This is a genomic window from Kitasatospora sp. NPDC004669 (assembly GCF_040609455.1).
Classification (GTDB): Bacteria; Actinomycetota; Actinomycetes; order Streptomycetales; family Streptomycetaceae; genus Kitasatospora.
This window is the reverse complement of sequence record NZ_JBEXKB010000067.1, coordinates 1-20,553: the sequence shown is the minus strand read 5'-3', so window position 1 is coordinate 20,553 and position 20,553 is coordinate 1. Positions and strand designations below refer to the sequence as shown.

Annotated in this window: 21 protein-coding genes; 12 read left to right on the top strand and 9 right to left on the bottom strand. The window is 69.9% G+C overall.

Annotated features, from left to right (window positions below):
• Window positions 1-11: 11 nt before the first annotated feature.
• From ABZW30_RS37285 to ABZW30_RS37270, 4 genes are all read left to right on the top strand, one after another.
• Window positions 12-1,094 (top strand): alpha/beta hydrolase, encoded by a 1,083-nt coding sequence (locus tag ABZW30_RS37285; RefSeq protein ID WP_355675711.1) that lies wholly within the window; start codon window positions 12-14, stop codon window positions 1,092-1,094.
• On the top strand, window positions 1,091-1,885 hold the full coding sequence (locus ABZW30_RS37280; RefSeq protein ID WP_355675710.1) for an alpha/beta fold hydrolase: 795 nt from the start codon (window positions 1,091-1,093) through the stop codon (window positions 1,883-1,885). Before ABZW30_RS37285 ends, ABZW30_RS37280 begins: the two co-directional genes overlap by 4 nt.
• A gap of 320 nt (window positions 1,886-2,205) precedes the next feature.
• Window positions 2,206-2,709 carry a hypothetical protein gene (locus ABZW30_RS37275; protein ID WP_355675709.1) on the top strand — a complete coding sequence of 168 codons (504 nt, stop codon included), beginning with the start codon at window positions 2,206-2,208 and terminating at the stop codon, window positions 2,707-2,709.
• Window positions 2,706-3,104, top strand: coding sequence for a transcriptional regulator (locus tag ABZW30_RS37270; protein WP_355675708.1), 399 nt, complete (start codon window positions 2,706-2,708; stop codon window positions 3,102-3,104). Before ABZW30_RS37275 ends, ABZW30_RS37270 begins: the two co-directional genes overlap by 4 nt.
• A 389-nt stretch (window positions 3,105-3,493) precedes the next feature.
• Here ABZW30_RS37270 and ABZW30_RS37265 read toward each other — a convergent pair whose 3' ends face one another.
• From ABZW30_RS37265 to ABZW30_RS37245, 5 genes are all read right to left on the bottom strand, one after another.
• The gene (locus ABZW30_RS37265) at window positions 3,494-4,666 is read right to left on the bottom strand and encodes a DMT family transporter (RefSeq protein WP_355675707.1); all 1,173 of its coding nucleotides are present in this window, start codon (window positions 4,664-4,666) and stop codon (window positions 3,494-3,496) included.
• A gap of 518 nt (window positions 4,667-5,184) precedes the next feature.
• A complete protein-coding gene (locus ABZW30_RS37260) occupies window positions 5,185-5,448 on the bottom strand; it encodes a hypothetical protein (protein WP_355675706.1) in 264 nt (87 codons plus the stop codon).
• 42 nt (window positions 5,449-5,490) lie between these two features.
• On the bottom strand, window positions 5,491-6,270 hold the full coding sequence (locus tag ABZW30_RS37255; RefSeq protein ID WP_355675705.1) for a hypothetical protein: 780 nt from the start codon (window positions 6,268-6,270) through the stop codon (window positions 5,491-5,493).
• Window positions 6,271-6,483: 213 nt separating this feature from the next.
• Complete coding sequence (locus ABZW30_RS37250) at window positions 6,484-6,915, bottom strand: organic hydroperoxide resistance protein (protein WP_355675704.1); 432 nt, start codon at window positions 6,913-6,915, stop codon at window positions 6,484-6,486.
• A 95-nt stretch (window positions 6,916-7,010) separates the two neighbouring features.
• A complete protein-coding gene (locus ABZW30_RS37245) occupies window positions 7,011-7,175 on the bottom strand; it encodes a hypothetical protein (protein WP_355675703.1) in 165 nt (54 codons plus the stop codon).
• 147 nt (window positions 7,176-7,322) lie between these two features.
• Here ABZW30_RS37245 and ABZW30_RS37240 point away from each other — a divergent pair, with 147 nt between their 5' ends.
• From ABZW30_RS37240 to ABZW30_RS37230, 3 genes are all read left to right on the top strand, one after another.
• Window positions 7,323-8,405, top strand: a complete 1,083-nt coding sequence (locus ABZW30_RS37240; RefSeq protein ID WP_355675730.1) for a DMT family transporter — start codon at window positions 7,323-7,325, stop codon at window positions 8,403-8,405.
• A gap of 174 nt (window positions 8,406-8,579) precedes the next feature.
• Complete coding sequence (locus ABZW30_RS37235; RefSeq protein ID WP_355675702.1) at window positions 8,580-9,503, top strand: helix-turn-helix transcriptional regulator; 924 nt, start codon at window positions 8,580-8,582, stop codon at window positions 9,501-9,503.
• A 459-nt stretch (window positions 9,504-9,962) separates the two neighbouring features.
• Window positions 9,963-10,631, top strand: a complete 669-nt coding sequence (locus ABZW30_RS37230; RefSeq protein ID WP_355675729.1) for a Type 1 glutamine amidotransferase-like domain-containing protein — start codon at window positions 9,963-9,965, stop codon at window positions 10,629-10,631.
• A 168-nt stretch (window positions 10,632-10,799) separates the two neighbouring features.
• Here the strand turns inward: ABZW30_RS37230 and ABZW30_RS37225 are convergent, their stop codons facing one another.
• Both ABZW30_RS37225 and ABZW30_RS37220 read right to left on the bottom strand, forming a co-directional pair.
• Window positions 10,800-11,681: an IS4 family transposase gene (locus tag ABZW30_RS37225; protein WP_355675728.1), complete on the bottom strand. Its 882-nt coding sequence runs from the start codon at window positions 11,679-11,681 to the stop codon at window positions 10,800-10,802.
• Between the two features lie 324 nt (window positions 11,682-12,005).
• Entirely contained in the window at window positions 12,006-12,134 is a 129-nt protein-coding gene (locus tag ABZW30_RS37220) for a hypothetical protein (protein WP_355675701.1), read from the bottom strand.
• A 95-nt stretch (window positions 12,135-12,229) separates the two neighbouring features.
• Between ABZW30_RS37220 and ABZW30_RS37215 the strand changes: the two genes are divergently transcribed.
• The 3 genes from ABZW30_RS37215 to ABZW30_RS37205 all read left to right on the top strand — a co-directional run bounded on the left by ABZW30_RS37215 (window position 12,230) and on the right by ABZW30_RS37205 (window position 15,518).
• Complete coding sequence (locus ABZW30_RS37215) at window positions 12,230-12,982, top strand: TetR/AcrR family transcriptional regulator C-terminal domain-containing protein (protein ID WP_355675700.1); 753 nt, start codon at window positions 12,230-12,232, stop codon at window positions 12,980-12,982.
• 80 nt (window positions 12,983-13,062) lie between these two features.
• A complete protein-coding gene (locus tag ABZW30_RS37210; RefSeq protein WP_355675699.1) occupies window positions 13,063-14,508 on the top strand; it encodes an MFS transporter in 1,446 nt (481 codons plus the stop codon).
• A gap of 98 nt (window positions 14,509-14,606) precedes the next feature.
• Window positions 14,607-15,518, top strand: coding sequence for an NADP-dependent oxidoreductase (locus ABZW30_RS37205; RefSeq protein ID WP_355675698.1), 912 nt, complete (start codon window positions 14,607-14,609; stop codon window positions 15,516-15,518).
• A 465-nt stretch (window positions 15,519-15,983) separates the two neighbouring features.
• Here ABZW30_RS37205 and ABZW30_RS37200 read toward each other — a convergent pair whose 3' ends face one another.
• Complete coding sequence (locus ABZW30_RS37200; protein ID WP_355675697.1) at window positions 15,984-16,592, bottom strand: helix-turn-helix domain-containing protein; 609 nt, start codon at window positions 16,590-16,592, stop codon at window positions 15,984-15,986.
• 133 nt (window positions 16,593-16,725) lie between these two features.
• Here ABZW30_RS37200 and ABZW30_RS37195 point away from each other — a divergent pair, with 133 nt between their 5' ends.
• Entirely contained in the window at window positions 16,726-17,865 is a 1,140-nt protein-coding gene (locus ABZW30_RS37195) for an NAD(P)/FAD-dependent oxidoreductase (RefSeq protein ID WP_355675696.1), read from the top strand.
• 74 nt (window positions 17,866-17,939) lie between these two features.
• Window positions 17,940-18,296, top strand: coding sequence for a hypothetical protein (locus ABZW30_RS37190; protein WP_355675695.1), 357 nt, complete (start codon window positions 17,940-17,942; stop codon window positions 18,294-18,296).
• A 450-nt stretch (window positions 18,297-18,746) separates the two neighbouring features.
• Here ABZW30_RS37190 and ABZW30_RS37185 read toward each other — a convergent pair whose 3' ends face one another.
• Window positions 18,747-20,258: a DEAD/DEAH box helicase gene (locus ABZW30_RS37185; protein ID WP_355675694.1), complete on the bottom strand. Its 1,512-nt coding sequence runs from the start codon at window positions 20,256-20,258 to the stop codon at window positions 18,747-18,749.
• Between the last annotated feature and the right edge of the window lie 295 nt (window positions 20,259-20,553).

The window sequence follows — 20,553 nt, the reverse complement described above, 5'->3', positions numbered from 1 at the left end:
AGGTGAACACCATGACCACCAACGACCTTGACGAACTGAAGCAGTTCGTCCTGCTGCACGCCCGCGCCCTGGGGCTGGAGCCCGCCGAAGCTGCCAAGGTGCGCGACCGGATCCAGCGCGACGACGGGACGTCAGGAAAGGGATCCTGGGTCGGCGAGTGGTCAGCCGAGGCAGACCTGCGGCTCTCCGACGGAGACCTGGCCGCGGCTGTCTCCCGTTATCTGCTCGCGAGCTTCCCCTACCCGCGCGACGCGGCCCGCCGGGTGGCGCGTGAGAGCGCCCTGGCTGCCTTCGACACCTGGCGGCAGACCGTGCCGGGCGTGGAACGGCTCACGGTGGAGACCCCGGCCGGGGTGTTCCACGCCTGGACCCGCGGCCTGGATCGGGACAACCCCAAGCCGGTGCTGGTGGTGACCGGCGGGATCGTCTCCGTCAAAGAGCAGTGGGCGCCCTTCCTGGACATGGCCCAGACTCTCGGCGCAGCGGCCGTGATCGCGGAGATGCCGGGCGTCGGCGAAAACTCCCTGCCCTACACACGGGACAGCCACCGCATGTACGGGGCAGTGCTCGACGCCGTCGCGGACCGGGCCGACAGCTCCCACACGGTACTGGTCGCGCTCAGCTTCAGCGGCCATCTGGCACTGCGCCAGGCTGCCGTGGACGAGCGGATCCGCGGTGTGGTCACCGTCGCGGCCCCCGTCGCAGGCTTCTTCAGCGACCCGGCCTGGCAGCCCCGCGTTCCCGCGGTCACCGCTACCACCGTCGCTCACCATGCCGGGCTCGACGGCGCGGACCGCGCTGAGGTGTTCTCACGGCTGGCGGACTGGGCCCTCACCCCGCAAGAGCTGTCCTCGCTGCGCATACCGGTGGCCTACGCGCGAAGCCTGCGCGACGAAATCATCCCCAACACGGAGGCGGAGCTGCTACGGCAGCACGTCCCCGGGCTGCGGCTGGTCGACTTCGACGACGTGCACGCCTCGCCGGGGCACATCGACGAGGTCCGCGCCTGGATGGCCTCCTCTGTAGCGGACATGCTCAACACGACCGCACACCCGGGGCTCACCCTCGGCTCCCTCCAGACAGTGAACCGGTGAACGTCCCCGGCGCCACGCCCACGCCCTACCTGCCGCACCCGCCCAACGGCGACGCGTTGCTGAACCTCTTCTGCTTCCACCACGCGGGCGCCGACGCCTCCGCCTTCCGCGGCTGGGCCGAGCACCTGGGCCCGGACGTGTCGGTGGCCCCGATCCAGCTGCCCGGCCGCGCCAGCCGGATTCGCGAGACCCGGTTCACCGAACTGGAACTGCTGGCGGCGGACGTGGGAAAGGCGCTACTGCCCTGGCTGAACCGACCGTACCTGTTCTACGGCCACAGCATGGGCGCGCTGCTGGCCTACACCGTGGCCAGCCGGCTCGGCCCGGACACCCTGCTGCCCAAGGCGCTGATCGTCAGCGGGTACCCCGCTCCGCATCTGCCTCACACCCTGGAACTGCAACCGGACCTGACGGACCGCGAGTTGATGGAACGACTTCTCGGCCTCGGCGGCCTGCCCGCCGAGCTGGCCGACCACCAGGAGTGGCTCGAGGTGCTGATGCCCGTCATCCGCGACGACCTCGCCATGTGCGCGAGCCACCGCCCCATCTCCTTCAGAAGGCTGCCGATCCCGATCCACGTGCTGGCCGGACAGCACGACCCGTTGGTGGACGTCGCCGACGTGCTCGCCTGGCAGCAGCACACATCCAAGCTGTTTCGCTCCGAGACATTGCCCGGCCGACACTTCTTCCCGCAGGAGAGACCGGCGGCGTTCTACGCCGCGCTGCTGCGTGCGGTGTCGGCCTGGATGCCATCGAGCTCGATGGTGCGCGGGCCCAACGAGAAACCCTGAGTGGGTTTGTCGATTCCGCGTGTGACCGTGCCGGTCGGGCTCTCTCGGGTACCGGGCGCCTCAGATCAGCCGGTCGCGGTTGCGTGCGGCGGCGGCGCGGACGAGCTGGGCGAAGCGTGCGCGGCTGTGGTGCTGGTGCGCTTCGGCCTCCCGTTCCTCGTCGTCCTCGGTTTCGTCCTCCTCGTCGTTGTCGAGTTCGTCGTACTCGCTGTGGAGGAGCCAGCAGCCGTGCCGGTGGATCCACCCTCCACGTACTTGCCTCGCGGGAAAGTTGGGTCTACTTTCTCTATAGGAAAGTAATCGCCTAAGGGGAGAACAGCATGAGTACGCCCAGCCCCTCCGAGGCCCGGGACGCGCTGGCCCGCGTCCGCGAGGTCCGTCTCGACGCCGCCGAGTCGCTGCGCACACCCTGGTGGGTGTGGGCGGTGTTCGGCGCCGTCATGGCCTTGTTCCTCGCCGCCAACGACTTCGGCTCCACTGTCCAGGGGGTCGCCTCTGTCGGTCTCGGCGCCCTCGCCGTCGCGTGGGTCGTCGCCGGGCGGCGCAGCCCGCGCGTGGCCGCCGCCTCCGGTGCCCTGCACCGCAGCGCCCTTCCCCGATACGCCGGGCTGCCCGTGCTGCTGATCTGCCTCATCGCCGTCGTCGTCGAGCACTTCGCCGGCCCCGCTGTGCACCGCGTGCTGACCGGCTCCGGCATGCCCGCCTGGATCCGCGAGTACCCGTACACCACCGCGGCGCTTCCGTACGCCGTCCTCAATATTGCCGCGGGCCTGCTGGCCAGTGCGATGCTGCGGCGGATGGCCCGTCGCAAGGCGATCCGATGAGCGTGACCGGACCGGCCGCCGGCGCCCTCCCCGGATTGGAGCAACTCCTCCTGGATCCGACCAGGTTGACCATCGTCTCCCTGGTGTCCGCGACCACCTGGTGCGAGTTCGCCTTCGTCCGCGACCACGCCGGGCTGAGCGACTCGGCGCTGTCCAAGCAGCTCACCACGCTCGGCGGCGCCGATCTCGTCGAAATCCGCAAGGGCCACGTCGGGAAGCGGCGCTGCACCTGGGTGCGGGCCACCGCCGCCGGGCGGGAGCGGCTGCGCGCGCACGTGGCCGCGCTCCAGCAGATCGCCGACCGCGCCGAGCAGGCCGCCGCGGACCGCCCCGACAGCGGCGCCGACACGGGGCCCGGCCTCGATGCCGACACACAGCGACCTCACACCGGCTGACCCGCACCCCGCCCAGCACCGGGTTGTTCCCGTGGCGTTCGAACAGCCGACGATCGTCGCAGCTCGAAGTCCCACACGACCCCGACGAGCCACACCACAGCACCGCCACCGGCGGCACGAGGCCGGACTGACCAATGTGCTCAGCATCCGGGTCCGCTGCGGGATGCTGCCGATACGGCCCTGCACTCGGCGGGACCGTGTCCCGTCGAGTGCAGGGCCGATATGTGCGGCGACTGGCCGATGCGCCGACTGGTGGTGTCCCGACAGTGATCGAGGTGTTGGTAGGCCGGTTCAAGCGCGGTGCACCCCGCTGCCCGGCGGTGACGTTCGCCGAGGAGATCACATCTATGTGGGCATCATCCACCTCGAGCTGCGATCGGATGGGCGGTCTACCGCCGTCGGCTGGGGTCAGCCATTGCCTCAGCGGGACCGTCGAGGCCCGGCTCCTCTTCCTCGACGTGCGGTATGCGCAAGAACAGGGTGTCGAACGCCCCCGCACCGTGACAGGTGAGGGTGACCGTTGGGCTCTCGTCCCCGGTGTACCTTGCCCAGTCCACTCTGGGGTCCCGTTTGGCGGAGTCCGGGAACGTCAGGTGCTGCGGTGTGGGCGGGGGCTGGGGTGTGTAGGGGGCGTAGGCCGGGTACGGCGGTATTCCTGTACTGCGGTGTCTGCCCTGCTGTGCAGTGGCTTGTTCCATGCCGCCGCTCGTCACCACGACCGCGACGCCGACGATGATCAACAGGAGCCCGGGCACGGTCGCGGGCTTGATGCCCTGCCCCATGAACCACCACGCGGCGAGCGCCGCCACGGGGGTCTCCAGCAGGAGTAGGACGCTCATTGTCGTCGCCGATGTCCTGCCGAGGGCGAAGTTCAGTGAGCCGAGCCCCAGAATCTGGGGAAGGATGAGCAGCCCGAGCAGCGACAGTTGCGTGGATCTGTCAAAGCCCGTCAGCGGGATGTGGGCCAGCCGGCAGACGGCAAGGAGTTCCAGACCGCAGACCAGCGAAGTGAACGTCGAATAGAGCGGTGTGCTCACATCCGCGCGTGACCGTTCGCTCAGCGCGGTGTACCCGGCCTGGGCGATGGCCCCGACGAGGGCGAGCAGGTCCCCCAGCAGTGCCGTACCGCCAGACCTGATGTCGAGACCGCCCGCTGCGGCTGCTCCCACTACGGAGAGCGCGAGACCCGCCCATGTCCGGTGGGACGTCCGGACGCCCTGTGCCGCGGCGATGAGGGCCTGCCAGACGGGCTGGGTGGCGACGAGTGCCGTGGCCATGGCGACCGAGGTCAGCCGGGTGCTGGTCATGAAGGTCGCGAAGTGGAGGGCGAGCGACGTGGCCGCGAGGAAGCCGAAGACCAGGGGCCGCCACTGTTCCCGGCGCAGGATGCCGCGCTCACCTCGAGCGACGCGCACCACCTCGCGACGGCGCAGTAACAGCAGGAGCGGTCCGAGTACGGCGAAGCCCAGACAGTTGCGCCAGAAGGCCATGGAGAGCGGCGAGGCGGAGGCGGCGGCGGTGAGCGGGGCGGTGGCCGAGACGGAGACCACGGTGACCGCCATCGCCGCCATGGACAGCGGATCGAGCTTGGACTTCACGCGTTCGTACCGCCGTCCGCGGTCGACCGGGCGGCGGCGGATGCCGGGGTTCCGATGCCGTCGCGCGTGGAACGCGGCGGCGGAACCTGGGCGTTCGCGTGGCGGTACTCCGCGCCGTCCCTCCCGCCGCGGTTGCGATCGAAGACGTCCATGCCGTGCAGGCCCAGCCGTGTTCCGTGGCGTACTCGCACGAACTGCCACGGGGCCGCGGATATCGACGTGCCGTCGGTTACATGTCCAATATTGATCACTGGGTACGCAGTTTCTGTGCTGTGGGAAGGGGGGGCGGCTCAGGGCGTCGACAGCGGAGGTGAGACCGGCCGGCGCCGACGTGTCCTCGTCGTTCAGGCGGGCTGTAGGCGGCAGGAGCGCGGCAAGGAGAGTGAAGTGCCGGGGTTGCCGGACAGCCCGATCTGTGGGTTGCGGTCAGCACACGTTCACGGGCCTGCGAACCTTCACCGCCATCCCCTACGCCGCGCCCGTCACCGGTCCTGCCCGGTTCGCGGCCCGGCTCCGGTGTCCACCAGGATCGTCACGCCTTCACTGCGCAGCACGAAGGTCTGCATCCCGGTCATCAGCAGTCCCGTGTCCCGGTCCCAGAAGTCCGGAGAGAGCCAGGAGCGGTTGTCGTCCCACACCTGCGGGCCGAGGTCCGCGAACAGCCCGTTCAGCGGACGGGTAGCGGCCTCGAACTCCACTACACGTGTCACCTCGACATGGCCGAGGGTGAAGGAATTCGTGCTCATGCCGTCCATCTCCGGATCTGGGTGATGAGAGTGGCCGGTTCGTCAGCGGAGGTCGTGCCGGCGAGCGGCCAGGATGTTCGGGTTCTTGCTTGTGACGTAGGCGGCGTCCATCACGTAGACGGTGCCGCCGCGTATCAGGAGCGAGGTGGGGTTCTCCAGGCCGTCGGCGGCGGTCAGGACGGTGCTCTGGGCGCCGTCAGGACCGATGCGCACGACGGTGTTGGTGTGGTTGAGAGCAGCCAGGATCTCGTCGCCGGCACCGGTGAAAGCGAAGTCGTCAACGATGGTCAGCCTGCTCGCCCGGATTTGAACGGGCCCCGGGTGGTTGCCTGGCAGGAAGGGGATGCGCATGATGGTGCCCTGGTCGGCGTTGGACACCCAGACCGCATGGTTGTGGATCTTCAGGCCGTTGGCGCCCGCGATGCTGGAGAACGCGAGTTCGGGCGCGGTCGTCCAGGCGGTCGCCGCCCCGCCGGCGGTGGGAACGCTCCAGATCGTGCCGAGCACACTGTCGGCGATGTAGAGCACACCGCTTCGCCGGTCCAGGGCCAGTCCGTTGGGCAGGCCGTTGGCGGGCAGGGCGGCGATCCGTTCCGGCTTCCCGTGCGGACGCATCCGCCACACACCCGTCAGGTCCGCGCTGCCGGCTGCGTACAGGAAGTACAGGGTTCCGTCCTGATCCCGGACGATGCCCATGGTGGCAGCGAAGTGCAGGACCGGCGTGTTGACCCCGCCGTCAGCGGGCGGCGGCATGGTGGCCAGGATGTGCGTCGCACCGTCGGTACCGACCCTGGCGACCTGCCGGGCCACCGAGAACGTCACGTCGAGGTCGCCGTCGGGCTCCTGCGTGACGTTCTCCGACGTCTGACCCTGGCTGAAGTCGAAGTGCGCGATGAAGCGGACTGCGGCGCCGGGCGTGGCCGCTCACCGGCATCGCTCGATCCCGCGATGCCGGTGAGCACGCCAAGCTCTCCGCAGCTGATGTCGACTGTTCGTCTTGGCGTCTGAGCGGCTGCGCGTCTGAGCGGGTGGGCGTCAGTTCTCTTCGATCAGCACCAGTTCGACCGGGACGTTGCCCCGCGTGGCGTTCGAGTACGGGCACACCTGATGGGTTGCCTCGAGCAGCTCCCGTGCGGCCTCGGGGTCCACGCCGGGCAGCTTGGCCTCGATCCGAGCCGCCAGGCCCAGCCTGCCCTCGGCGAGCGAGCCGACCATGGAGACGGTCACCGAGATCGCCGATTCCCTCACGTCCAGCTTCTTCGCTCCCGCGACCAGCCGCAGGCCGCTGTGGAAGCAGGCCGCATAGCCGGCAGCGAACAGCTGCTCCGGGTTGGTACCGGGGCCGTTGTCACCGCCCAGTGCCTTGGGCATGGACAGTGACGCCGTCAGACGGCCGTCCTCGGTGGCGACCTTGCCGTCCCGGCCGCCCCACGAGGTGGCGATGGTGGTGTAGATGGTGTCGCTCATGTCCAGATCCTTCGATGAAGGCGCACCGCTTGACGGCACGCCTGTTGGACGCACCTGTGCGGGTGCGATGTCGACCAGCTCGCGCTGGAGGTTTGTCAGTTCGTCCCGGTCCCGGTCCCGGTCCCGGTGCCGGTGCCGGTGCGGACGACGGCGGATGCGGTGGGCATGGCGTCATGCCCGGTCTGCCTCATGGCCGGGTCGGTGACCTGGGCCAGGGGTATCAGTGCGGCCTGCGAGGGCGAGCCTGCCTCCGCGGCCACTGTTCGTGGATCCGAGTGTGCCTCTGCGGGCTGCTTCCAGCCTGCCCCTGACAGGGGCAGGCTGGAAGCAGCCCGCAGAGGCACGCGGCGGACCGGATCGTGAGGCGCCATGACGAGCGCTGAGCGCGCGGCAGAGCCACATTCGCCATCAGCTTCTCGGCCACCGCTCCTCTCACCGCCTCAGCCTCCGCCGCACCGCTCGCCATGGCTTTCTGGCGCAATGCCCTGGGCTTCGCCACACTCGGGCCGTTCCTCCTGGTGCTACGCCGTGGTGAGCTCGCGCGGGTGGTCCGCGGTGAGCGCGGCGTCCTGCGCCGGGAGCAGTGGCGGCCGATGGTTTTCGGCTTCCTCGCGGCCACGTCGCTGTCCCTCCACTTCGCGGCCTTCATGACGAGCACCAGGCTGACCTCGGTGGCCATGTCCACAGCTTTCGTAGCCACCCAGCCCGTCTGGCAGGCCCTCATCGCCGCGGCGCAGGGCGTCCGGACGTCTCGCCGGACATGGGCCGGTCTCGCGGTCTCCGTAGTGGGAGCAGCCGCGGCCGGCGGTCTCGACATACGCTCGGGCGGTACGGCACTGCTGGGCGATCTGCTCGCCCTCGTGGGGGCCGTGGCCCTGGCCGGGTACGCCGCCCTGAGCCAAAAGGCGCGCACAGATGTGAGCACACCGCTGTATTCGACGGTCAGTTCGCTCGTCTGCGCGTCGGAACTCCTCGCGGTCTGCCTGCTGACCCACACCCCGCTCACGGACTTCGACAGGTCCACACAACTGTCGCTGCTCGGGCTGCTCATCCTCCCTCAACTTCTGGGGCTGGGCTCGCTGAACTTCGCCCTCGGCAGGATTTCGGCGACGACGATGTGTGTCGTCCTCCTGCTGGAGACCCCCGTGGCCGCACTCGCCGCCTGGTGGCTGCTGGGACAGGACATCGACCTCGCGACCGTGCCCGGGCTCCTCCTGATCATCGTCGGCGTCACGGTCGTGGTGGCAGGCGGCAGTGGGGAACCGGCCACAGAGCGGAGCGGACGACACCGTAAAGGAGCGCCGCCCTGTCCGACCGAGACCGGTCGGTATGCCCCCAACCACAGCCGGCGACCGAGGAATCCACCGATGCGTGGCCGGAACACCACACACCTGCCGGCACCCGGGCCCGGCCTACGACACCCCGACACCTCGCGTTCCCACATCTCGCGTCCCGGCACGGCGCCGAGCAGGTCGATGGAGAAGACCTGACATGGCACCTCCTGGACGATCACCCGACCCTGGTGCTCGGGTACCACGGCGCCGCGCCGTTCGACATCGTCTACGGGGCCAAGCCGTCTCTCGACGAAGCGGGGCCGTGAATGCAGTCTGTGTAGCACTGGCAGGGGCAGGCTGCACGGCACCGGGGCATGCATACTCGGCTGCATGAACAAGACAGTGCGGTTGGGGGAGTTCCTGCAGACACGCCGGTCGCTGCTGCAACCGGCGGATGTGGGACTGCCGGACTTCGGAGATCGACGGCGCGTGCCCGGGCTGCGACGGGATGAGTTGGCCCAGTTGGCGGGGGTGAGCTTGTCCTACTACACGCGGCTGGAGCAGGGGGTGTCGCTCAACGCTTCGCCGGAGGTGCTGGACGCTCTTGCCCGGGCCCTCGGTCTGGATGAGGTGGAGCAGGCGCACCTGCACGATCTGGCTCACGCCACGCGTCGCGGCAGCAAGCGCCGCAGGCTGGCGCCCGAGCATGCGGATGACGCGACCAGGCAGCTGCTCGTAGCGTTCGGTGACGCACCCGCGGTGGTACTGGGGCGCCGCAGCGACGTGCTGGCCTGGAACCGTGCGGGACACGCCTTGTTCGCCGGACATCTGGACTCGCACATCCCTGATCAGCCGGACCGCCGCCCGAACATGGCGCGGCTGGTCTTCCTGGACGCTCATACCCGGGATCTGTTCGTGGACTGGCCGAGGAAGGCCAGGGCGGTGGTGGGGAAGCTGCGGCTTGCTGCCGGCCAGTATCCGGACGATCCGATGCTGGCCGTGCTGATCGGTGAACTGGCCATGAAGAGTGCGGAATTCGCCACCCTGTGGTCCGAGAACCAGGTCAGGAACTGGGATATCGCGGTCTATCGCATGCGCCATCCTCTTGTCGGCCAGATGCGCCTCAACCTGCAGACCCTGACGACCCCGCAGGAGAATGGGCAGCGCATCGTCGTGGCGACCGCTGAGGCCGGTTCAGGCTCACAGGCCGCACTGCACCTTCTTGCCCAGGTCGGCACCCCGGTTGACCGGCAAGCAGAGCACAGCTCCGAGACCGCCGGGACCTTCGCCAGAGCCGAATTGCATAACCGCTGATTATCGGTTGGCCCGGGGGCGATAGCCGCAGCAACGCCGTGGCGTCGCCACCGTACTCTCATGCACAACGGCCGCCTGGTGCACGGCGATCGGCTTCGTCGCGACCGGCGCGAACGTGGCCTCACCGGCCGAAGTGCACAGACGGGACAGGCTGGCACGAGGTCACCCCGACCACCTTCGTCGCTCCCGGCGTGGCTCTCGCGGATGTCTCCTGCACAGGCCCCACGACTGCGTCGGCGTGGGCGGCACCCCGGCGGCCAAGGGTATCCGCCCCGTCGCCGAGGCCCTGAACGTCACGGTCTGGACCGCCCACCCACCGCTCGATTCGCTCGGCGTACAACGGGCCTAGACGCAATGTCGCTGTTTTCAAGTGTCCGCTCCTGGCGCGGTCATGTCATGGCAGTGTTGGTGGATCCTGGGTTCGTTGCGCGCGCCCGTCAGTCGTGCTTGGCTCGCCCGATGAACTTTCTGTTGACAGCGAGTGGCCTGCGCAACGAGACGCTGCGGGATGCGCTGCGGGACATGCTGGGCAAGCCGTTCGGGTCGGCGAACGTGGTGTTCGTTCCCACGGCGTCCGTTGCCGAGCCCGGGGACCACGGATGGGTCGTCACGGACATGAGCCGACTGCACGGCCTCGGCTGGCGTGAGTTCGACGTCCTGGAGCTGAACGGCCTGCCCCGGCAGATGGTGCTCGACCGGCTGCTCCACGCCGACGTCATCTATGTCGAGGGCGGCAGCCACTACCACCTCGCGCGCAGCATCACGGGCAACGGCCTGGCCGACGGCTTCCTGGAGGCGCTGGAGAGCCGGGTCTATGTGGGGGTGAGCGCCGGATCAATGATCTTCAGCCGGAATCTCACCGGGCATTCCGCCGACGTCATCGGGGACACCGCGGACCTCCACGTGCTCGGCGCGACGACCGTGGAGCCGCCGTTCGGCCTCTTCGACTGGTATCTCAAGCCCCACCTGTACTCGCCGGATTTCCCCGAGCGGGACGACGCCTGGGCTGATCGCATCGCTGCGCGGGCGGACTTCCCGATCTACTTCATCGACGACGAGACGGCCGTTCGCGTCAGGGACGGCAAGGTGGATGTCATTTCTGAAGGCCGGTGGCGGTTCCATCCGTGACTCAACGCGTGGTGGGGAGCCCCGGGCAGGGCAGTGCCGCGCCCAGGGGCGGGCTGATGTGGAGCTGCCGGGGTGAGCACCTGCGTCAGGCGGCTTGCGCGGGGTAGTACGGGCTGACGTCGCGCCGTTCGGCAGGCCGGGTCGTGCGGCGGGTCGGTCGCCTCGTCATCAAGGTGACGGCCGCCCACGTGAAAGCCGCCCGGGCGGGAACCTGGCGGCGCGCGACGCGTAGGGAGCGGGTGAAGGACAGCCGGTCGGGGTCGGCTCGGCCTGGGCGGCGGCCTGGTGCATGACCTGGCGGATGGTGTGGTGGACGAGGAGGGATCCATAGACCTCCTGTTCGACACCGTCGGGGTACCTGGAGCGCAGGACCACGTCCGGGCCGCGCTGGTGGACTTTGATCTCGTCCAGCACCCTTTCCACTTCCCACCGCTCGTGGTGCAAGGCCACCGACTCGGCTGCCGGTGCCTGGCCCGGATCGAGGATCGTGGTGATCAACCGGATCGGGCCGGCCTCCTCATGGCCGGTGGTGGTGTACTCCACCACGCGCACCAACTGCCCGTGCGCACGGCGCTTGTCCCGGGCCGCGTAGATCTCCGACAGGTGCGAGCCGTCCGCGTACTGCTCGCGCACCACCAGCACGACATCCGACTTGACCCGCCACAACAGGTCCGCGCCCGTCACTGCGGCGGCCTTCCACCGGTCGTAGCCGGGGAAGTTACGGTCCGCCGACAGCAGCATTCCCGGCTGAAGCTGCGGCAGCAGGCGATCGGCGAGCCGCGTCTCGGCCACCGTGCACGGGCCGGTGGCCGCGGCGAAGACCACAAGCGTGCCATACTCGGCCAGCACCACCGGCCGCACCTGCGGAAACGCGCTCTTCTTGTCGCCTCGCCCGGACCCCGGACGTCCGAAGAGCGCATCGTTGTCGGGCGTGTCCGCCACATCCAGCGTGGTGCCGTCCACCGCCACCAGTCGCCGGCCCCGGTACCAGGCACCGACGGTCTCCGGCGTCGCCACCGGACGACACACCCGCACGAACAGCGCCTGCAGCGGCTCCGTAGATGAGGTCTACATGCTGATCAGAGCGCTGGCCAACGCCCGGGGCGACCGGGCCGTCGTGGACAGAGCGGTCGACATAGTGCTGGACGGCCTGTCCCCGCGGCGTTCCGAGTAGCCACCCCGCGCAGTCTGCGCACCTTCCTGGCCCTGAACCGCGGCGGCGCCGGTGGGTCGACCCGCAGGCGCGTTGCCGGCGTACGGCGTGGACGGCGGCGCCGAGGGCGAGGATTCGGGCGCTGGCGAGCACGGACTCGGCCGGCGGCCGAGTGTGGGTGTCCGGCCTCGGCACCTACTGGTGTGATCGCCTAATCACGTTCAGTTCACCAGCGTCTCCTGCGCCACCCCGGACACCTGCATGGCCGTCGGCGCAGCCCTGCCCAGCGCCACCGTGGCCATGCTGCTGCGTCGCCGCTGGCCGTCGCCATCGCTTGCAGTGTCACGCATGTGATACCTGTCTCGTACGCAGCGTTACACGTCGGGGCGTCATTAAACGCCGTTTAGTGATTGAACGCTGTTTAGTTCGCTGCTACGGTTGTGTCATGACCGAGAAGAAGCAGTCGCGAGGCATCGTCTCGAGCGATCAGTGGGCCGCGCAGGTCGCGGCTCTCGGTGAAACGCCCAGAGCTACGCGTGCACGCAGGGAGCCGCTCACCGTCGAGCGGATTGTGGACGCCGCGCTGCGGATCGTTGAGGCCGAAGGGTTCGACGCACTGACCATGCGCCGTGTCGCCGCCGAGCTGCATGCCACACAGGGGGCGCTGTATTCGCATGTGCGTGACAAGGCGGAGCTCGACGATCTGATGGTCGGCAAGCTGTGTTCGCAAGTGACGCTGCCCGAGCCGGACGCCGACCGGTGGATGGACCAGGCGCGGGATGTCTGCCGGCAGTTGCGTGATCAGTACCTCAGGTATCCGGGGATCTGGCGCGCCACGGTGGCGAGGGCTCCGCACAGCCTGGACACGCTCCGTATCAACGAGGGGCTGCTCGCGATCCTCGTGGCGGGCGGCGTCTCTTTGCGGTCCGCAGCGTGGGCAGTGGATGCGGCCTTCCTCTACATCGGCGCCTACAGCGTCGTGGCACCCAGGCGGACCACCGAGCGCGGCCCGGACGGCAGTCCCGCAGCACGGGACGAAGTCGTCGAACGCCTGAGGATGCTGCCCCCGGATCTTTTCCCGATCACGGTCGCATCGGTGGAGGTGGTGAACTCCGGCGAGGGACACGACCGCTTCGACTACACACTGGGGCTGCTCTTCGGAGGGCTCACCGCACGAATCGGGGGACCCACCTCATGAGCACCGAGACATCCTCGGGCGACACGGCAACGCGGCAGTCTGGAGCCGGCTCCCTTGAGGCCCCCGCACGTGGGCGTCGTGTGGCGAACCGGTGGCTGGCACTCGTCGTCCTGAGCCTGGCCCAGCTGATGGTCGTGCTGGACTCGACCATCGTGAACATCGCCCTGCCTACCGCGCAGCGCGATCTCGGGTTCTCCAACGACGCCCGGCAGTGGGTGGTGACCGGCTACGCGCTGGCGTTCGGCAGCCTGCTGCTGCTCGGCGGCCGCCTGTCGGACCTGCTGGGTCGCAAGCTGCTGTTCCTGATCGGCGTCGTCGGATTCGCTCTGGCGTCCGCGGTCGGCGGGGCGGCCGGCGGCTTCGTGCTGCTGCTCGTTGCGCGCGTCGCTCAGGGCGTGTTCGGTGCGCTCCTCGCACCTGCGGCCCTCTCACTGGTCTCCGTCACCTTCGCCCACGATGCCGCCGAACGAGGCCGGGCGTTCGGAATCTTCGGCGCGGTCTCGGGTGCCGGCGGCGCCATGGGACTGCTGCTGGGCGGCATCCTCACCCAGAGCGTGTCGTGGCGCTGGTGCCTGTACGTGAACCTGATCATCGCGGCCATCGCGTTCATCGGTGCCATGCTCTGGCTGCACGAGGGTGAGCGGCCCGAACGCGTCCGCCTCGACCTCGCCGGAACGCTCACCATCGTCGCGGGCATGGTCGGCATCGTCTACGGCCTGGGCAATGCCGCATCCAAGGGCTGGACCGACGTCTCCTCGCTCGGTCCGGTGATCGCGGGCGTCGTCCTGGTGGTCGTCTTCGTATCGATCGAGCGGCGCGTCCGCAACCCGCTGCTGCCGCTGGGTGTGATCCTGGACCGCGACCGCGGTGCGTCGTTCGTGTCGATCGGCCTGTCCGGCGTCGGGGCGTTCGCGGTGTTCCTGTTCGTCACCTACTACCTGGCGGAAACCCTCAAGTTCAGCCCGATCCAGACCGGCAGCGCGTTCCTGCCCATGGTCGGCCTGCTGATCGTGGGAGCGATCGTCTCCGGGGCCCTGCTGCCGCGTATCGGTCCCCGTCCCCTGGTTCCGATCGGATGTCTCCTGTCCGCGATCGGCATGGCGCTGTTCACCGGGCTCGGCACCCACTCCAGCTACGCCGGAAGCGTGCTGCCGGCCCTGCTGGTCCTCGGCCTCGGGATGGGCCTGATCTTCGGATCCGCGCAGAACGCCGCGACCAGCGGCGTCCAGCCCCATGAGGCGGGCGTGGCCTCCGCCATGGTCAACACCACCCAGCAGATCGGCGGCTCGATCGGAACAGCTGTCTTCAGCTCGCTCGCCGCGACAGCCGTCACCTCGTACATCAAGGACCACGCCGACACGGCCCCTCAGGGGCAGATCCTGGCCGACGCCACCATCTCCAGCTATCACCTGGTGTTCTGGATCTCATCAGCGGTGTTCCTGGCCTGCGGCGCCCTGACCGCGCTCATGTTCCGCAGCGGCCCGCTGACGATCCCCGACGACGCGCCGCCCATCGCCGCGCACTGACACCTCTCGAGCATTCACCGGGCACGCGAGTCAGCTCCGCACTCCGCAGCCGCAGCAGGCATCAGCGGAGAACCCGCCGCTCCATCGAAAGGAAACACATGAAGGCCGTGCAGTTCAGCGAGTACGGGGGCCCCGAGGTCCTGAAGATCGTCGAGCTCCCGGACCCGCACCCCGGCCCCGGCCAGGTGCGCATCAAGGTCCACGCCGTCGGCATCAGCGGCACCGACTGGAAACTGCGCGCCGGCACGCTCTCCTTCGGAGCAACGCTCCCGCAGACCACCGGGACCGACGTTGCGGGCGTGGTCGACGAGATCGGCGAGGGCGTGACCGACGTAGCCGTCGGAGACCGCGTCTTCGGTGTTTCCGACAACGCCGCAGGGGCGGCCGAGCTGGCGCTGCTCACCTTCCGCGCGGTCATCCCCCCGTCGCTCGGATTCGTCGATGCCGCGGGCCTGCCCGTCGCCCTGGAAACGGCCACCCGCGCTCTCGACCAGCTCGGCGTCACCAACGGCACGTCCCTGTTCATCAACGGCGCCTCCGGAGGGATCGGCGGCACCGCGACCCAGCTGGCCGTCGCCCGCGGCGCCCGCGTCATCGGCGCCGCCAGCGCCGCCAACCAGAACTACCTGCGCCTGCTCGGCGCGGAGCCCGTCACCTACGGCGACGGCATGACCGAACGGGTCCGCGTCCTCGCTCCCGACGGCGTGGACGCCGCCCTGGACGTAGCCGGAAGCGGCGTCCTGCCCGAGCTGATCGACCTCGCGCACGGAGCCGACCACGTCATCACCCTCGCCGACTTCCAGGGCGCCAAGGATCACGGCGTGCACTTCAGCAGCGGATTCGCAGACGGACACGCCTTCCACTCCCTGCACACGATCGGCGAGCTGATCGAGGCTGGGCGATTCTGGCTCCCCGTCGACAGGACGTTCCCTCTTGCCGACATCGCCGAAGCCCACCGGGTCAGTGAACACGGTCGGGTCCGCGGCAGGCTGGTCCTCATCGTCAACTGACCGACACGACAGGCGATCCGGGCGTAGCCAACCACCCTGGATACTCCCGCAGGGCACCGTCAGACCCCTGTGCGCGCGTGCCGCCGGCGGCGACCTGGCGCACTGCTTGGACTGCGCCGTCCAGGCCGCGATCGGCCAGAGTGCGGCGGGGCCCCGGGCACGCGACGCGCTCGTCGTCGACGGAGCGTTGTGACACGACCCCGGCGGCCGGCAGGCCGTCGGGGTCGTGTGCGCCCTCGGCGGGCTGCGGCGAAAGTCCGGAGGTCGAGGTCATCGTCTGGGGGACGGCCGTGATCGCCGGGGTGGGGCGGCCGTGCGGGCAGGCCGGCCCGGAACTCGACAACGGGGTGGCGATCCACGCGGCGTCAACCAGCTCGTCGGCGTGCACCGTGGTGCGGCCGGCGAAACATTCGCAACCCCCGTGCGGTTGGGGAGGGGACGCCGACGGGTCTTCCGAGTTCGGGGTCAGGTCTGGGCGGCTGCGGCCGTCCAACCCTGGTCGAGCAGGAGACAGGCCTGGTCGATGGCGGCGACGGGGTCGGGGCGGGAGCCGGCGAACGCGACGATTTCCAGGGTGAACCGGGCGTAGGCGGCGCAGATGAGGTCGTCGTGGGGTCGGCCGGTCTGGTCGGCGAGAGCGCGGGCCAGGGCGTGTTCGTGGCGCAGCCACATCGTGCGGGAGTACTCGCGCAGGGCCGGGGTTTCGTGGATGAGCTGCCGGAAGTCGGCGAAGCGGGGGTCTCGGGTGTGGGCCGAGTCGACGAAGCCGGCGAGGTGGGCGCGCAGAGCCTGGGGGATCGTCTGGCCCGGCGGTCGGTCGGTGACCGCCAGGACCAGGGCGGCCTCGTTGCGGGCGTCCTCGTCGAAGACCAGGGCTTCCTTGCCTTGGGGGAAGTAGTTGAACAGGGTCGACACCGACACGTCGGCGGCCTCGGCGATCTCGCGGACGCCCACCTGCTCGTAGCCGCGTTCCAGGAACAGCCGCAGCGCCGTGTCGGCGATCGCCTGGCGGGTGGCGGCCTTCTTGCGTTCGCGCCGCCCGCCTGTCTCCGCGCGGTCGATCGTCTCTGCCATGTCCCAACCCTACCCGGCATCGCGAAAAGTTGGAACTGTTGCATGTTTGGCACGGTTCCAATAATTTAGCGATGCCGGACGGGTCCGCGGCACGGGTCCGCGGCCGTGATCCGGCATCGACGAAGGGATTCCCATGAACTCCGTAGCGCCCGCCCAGGCCAGGATCAGCATCATCGGCGCCGGACCCGGCGGGCTGACCTGCGCCCGCATCCTCCAGCGCCGCGGCATCGCGGTCACCGTCCACGACCGCGACCCGGGCCCCGACGCCCGCAACCAGGGCGGCACCCTCGACCTGCACGCCGACAACGGCCAGATCGCCCTGCGCGAAGCCGGCCTGCTCGAGGAGTTCTTCGAGCTGGCCCGCCCCGAAGGGCAGGAGATGCGCCAGATGGACCCGACCGGCACGATCACCTTCCACCACGTCCCGGAGGCAGACGAGCTCTTCAAGCCGGAAATCGACCGCGGCCAGCTGCGCGACCTGCTGCTCGACTCCCTGCAACCGGGAACCGTTCACTGGGGGCAGGCCCTCGACACGATCAGCGGGCCCGCCGACGGGCCGCGGCAGCTGCACTTCACCGACGGCACGACCATCGAGACCGATCTGGTCATCGGCGCCGACGGCGCCTTCTCGCGGGTACGCCCGGCCGTGTCCCCCGCCGTCCCCCAGTACACCGGGGTGAGCTTCCTGGAGGCCCGGTTCTCCGACGTCGAGAACCGCCACCCCGACATCGCCGAACTGGTCGGCCTGGGCGGCGCCCACGCAGCCGACGGCGACCGCGGACTGTTCGCCCAGCGCAACAGCGGAGACCACATCCGCGTCTACCTCATCCAGCGGGTCCCCGTTGACAGGATCAGCCGCAGCGGCCTGACCGCCGACGACACCGACGCCATCCGCGCCCTGCTCCTCGACGAGTACGCCCACTGGTCGCCCCGCCTGCGCCAGATGATCACCGACAACGACGGCCCCTACGTCGACCGCCCGATCTTCGCCCTCCCCGTCCCGCACACCTGGGAGCACAACCCGACCGTGACCCTGCTCGGCGACGCCGCCCACGTCATGCCCCCGCTCGGCGTCGGCGTCAACCTCGCCATGCTCGACGCCAGCGAACTCGCCCTCGCCCTCGCCAACTCCGCCACCGTCGACGACGCCATTCGCACCTACGAGAAGACCATGCTCCCCCGCTCCACCGAGACGGCCAAGACCCTCGAAGGCGGCGCCGAGCACCTGCTGTCCGCCGACATCCCCGACTTCGGCGCCGACGCCCAGCGCTGAGCCCCCCGCCCGCAAGAGCCGCACCGACCGCCAGCCCGGCGCACGGCCATGTCCGCCGCAGCCGAGGGATCGACATGGTGATCGACCTGCTTCCGCCCGCCGCACCCAGTTCGGCGGTACGTGCGGCGGCCATGACCGTCCGCGAGTACGGCCGCGTCGTCCTCATGGGCGGCGTCGGCATGCTCGGCGGCGTGGACCTCGCCCTCCCCTATCCGTGGATCATGCGCAACTCGGTCACCGTGCGCGGGCAGTGGATGTACCCCTGCTCGGCGAACGTCGGCATGATCCGACTCAGCGCATCCGGCGCGCTCGATCTCGATGCCGAATGGGTCCGGACCTTCCCCCTCGACGCCGTCAACGACGCTGTCGAGTACGCCGCCGCGCATGGCGGGCCGTTCGACCGAACCGTCCTCGCCCCGCCTGCCGGTTGATGCCGAATGCTGTAGCAGGGGGCCTGGAGCAGCCTCTGGTCCGGTCATGGTGCGCGTCGGCGACTTGGACGGGGGAGACGTCTTCGCGGCTGAACAGGACGGCCTGGCCTGCTGGGCGAGGTCAGGGCTGCGCGGACACGGTCGCGGGCGGTGAAGACCTCGCCGGCGCCGGTGACCTCCAGCAGCTGCCTGGTCTGCGGGAGCGGGGCGGCCAGCACCAGCTCGACGCCTGCGGCGACCGCGTCGAGGGGTGTTCGAGGGCCTTTGTGTCGCCTCCGCCGGGGCCTGCAGTGATCAGGGCACTGGCGGTGAGGCGGCTGGCGGCGTGCGTTGGAGCGGGCCGCGGCGTTGGTTCCGGTTTTTCGTGTGCGGTCGTCGTGGGAACCGGGTGTCGTCCCTGGGCGGACTGCGCGGGCCCGGTCCGCGCTGTGAGCCGGGCCCGCTGGGGTGCTACCCGGCGAGGGCGGCACGCCTGGGCGCCCGGCGGCGGCCGGAGGAGCCCTGGTTGTCGGCGCCGGTGTAGGCGGGGCGGTTGCGGCGGCCGCGGCTCGTGGACGCGTTGCGGCGCGGCCGCTCGACGACGGGGTCGGCGATCACGGTGGGAATGCCGGTGGGCACGCGGGCGCCGGTGATGCGGGCCAGGTCCTCGTCGCCGGCGCTGACCCTGGTGGTGACGGGGGTAATAGCGGCGGTGGTCATCATGCGGGCCATCGCGCGGCGCTGGTTGGGCAGCACCAGCGTGACGACGGTGCCGGACTCTCCGGCCCGGGCCGTGCGGCCGCCCCGGTGGAGGTAGTCCTTGTGGTCGCCCGGCGGGTCCAGGTTGACGACCAGGTCGAGCCCGTCGACGTGGATGCCGCGGGCGGCGACGTTGGTGGCGATCAGTGCGGTCACCTGGCCGGTGCGGAACTGCTCCAGGGTGCGGGTGCGTTGGGGCTGGGACTTGCCGCCGTGCAGGGCCGCGGCCTTGACCCCGTTCGCGAGCAGGTCCTCGACCAGGCGGTCCGCGCCGTGCTTGGTGTCGATGAACATGATCACCCTGCCGTCGCGGGAGGCGATGTGGGCGATCGTGGCGTTCTTGTCGAAGTTCTGCACGTGCAGCACGTGGTGCTCCATGGTGCTGACCGCCGCTGCGGACGGGTCGACCGAGTGCGTGACCGGGTCCTTCAGGAAGCGCCTCACGAGGCGGTCGACGTTGCGGTCCAGGGTGGCGGAGAACAGCATCGTCTGGCCGCCTTCGGTGACCTGTTCGAGGAGCTCGGTGACCTGTGGCAGGAAGCCCATGTCGGCCATCTGGTCGGCCTCGTCGAGGACGGTGACGCCGACCCGGTCCAGCCGGCAGTCGCCGCGCTGGATCAGGTCCCTGAGCCGGCCGGGGGTGGCCACCACGATCTCCGCCCCGCGGTTCAGCATCCATGCCTGGCGGCTGATCGACGTCCCGCCCACCACGGTCGTCATCCGTAGGCGCATCGCGTGGGCGTAGGGGGTGAGGGCTTCGTTGACCTGCTGCGCGAGCTCCCGGGTGGGGACCAGCACCAGGGCCAGCGGGCGGCGGGGTTCGGCCCTTTGCCCGGCGGTGCGGGCCAGCACGGCGAGGCCGAACGCGATGGTCTTGCCGGAGCCGGTGCGGCCTCGTCCGAGCACGTCGCGGCCGGCCAGCGAGTTCGGCAGCGTTGTGGCCTGGATCGGGAACGGCGAGGTGACGCCCTGACGGGTCAGCACCGTCAGCAGCGCCTTCGGCATGTCCAGCTCGTCGAAGGATTCGACGGCCGGCAGTGCCGGGGTGGTGCTCACCGGCATCGCGAACTCTCGCTGCGGGGAGGAGCCCTGGCGGCCGCCCCGATCGGAGGAATGTCGGCCACTGGCGGGTCGGGAGTCGTAGAAGGAGCTGCCGCCGGAGCGGGAGCTTGCGGCGGAGCGTGAGTTGGCGTTCTGGTACGAGGAGCGACTGGGGCGGTTCATGCGGGAGACCTTCCTCAGGTGGCACGTTGCGAGGAAGGCTCCGCAGCGGGGGGCGCTGGCGGAGACCGCAAGGGAACGGGCCGAAAGTGGGGCGGGCGGAGCGTGGACGGTAGAACCGTGCGGCACGTCACCTACGGTCGGCGCTCACCGAAACGGGCGGGAGCGAAGAACCTCGAACCGTGAGCTGTCACGGCAGGCACCGATCCGGACGCGGCGCTGTGCGTCTCGCGTGGGGATGGCCGCCGGTGGCGCAGCCAGGGGGGCTGAAGGCCAGGGGCGTCGTGGCGCAACGCCG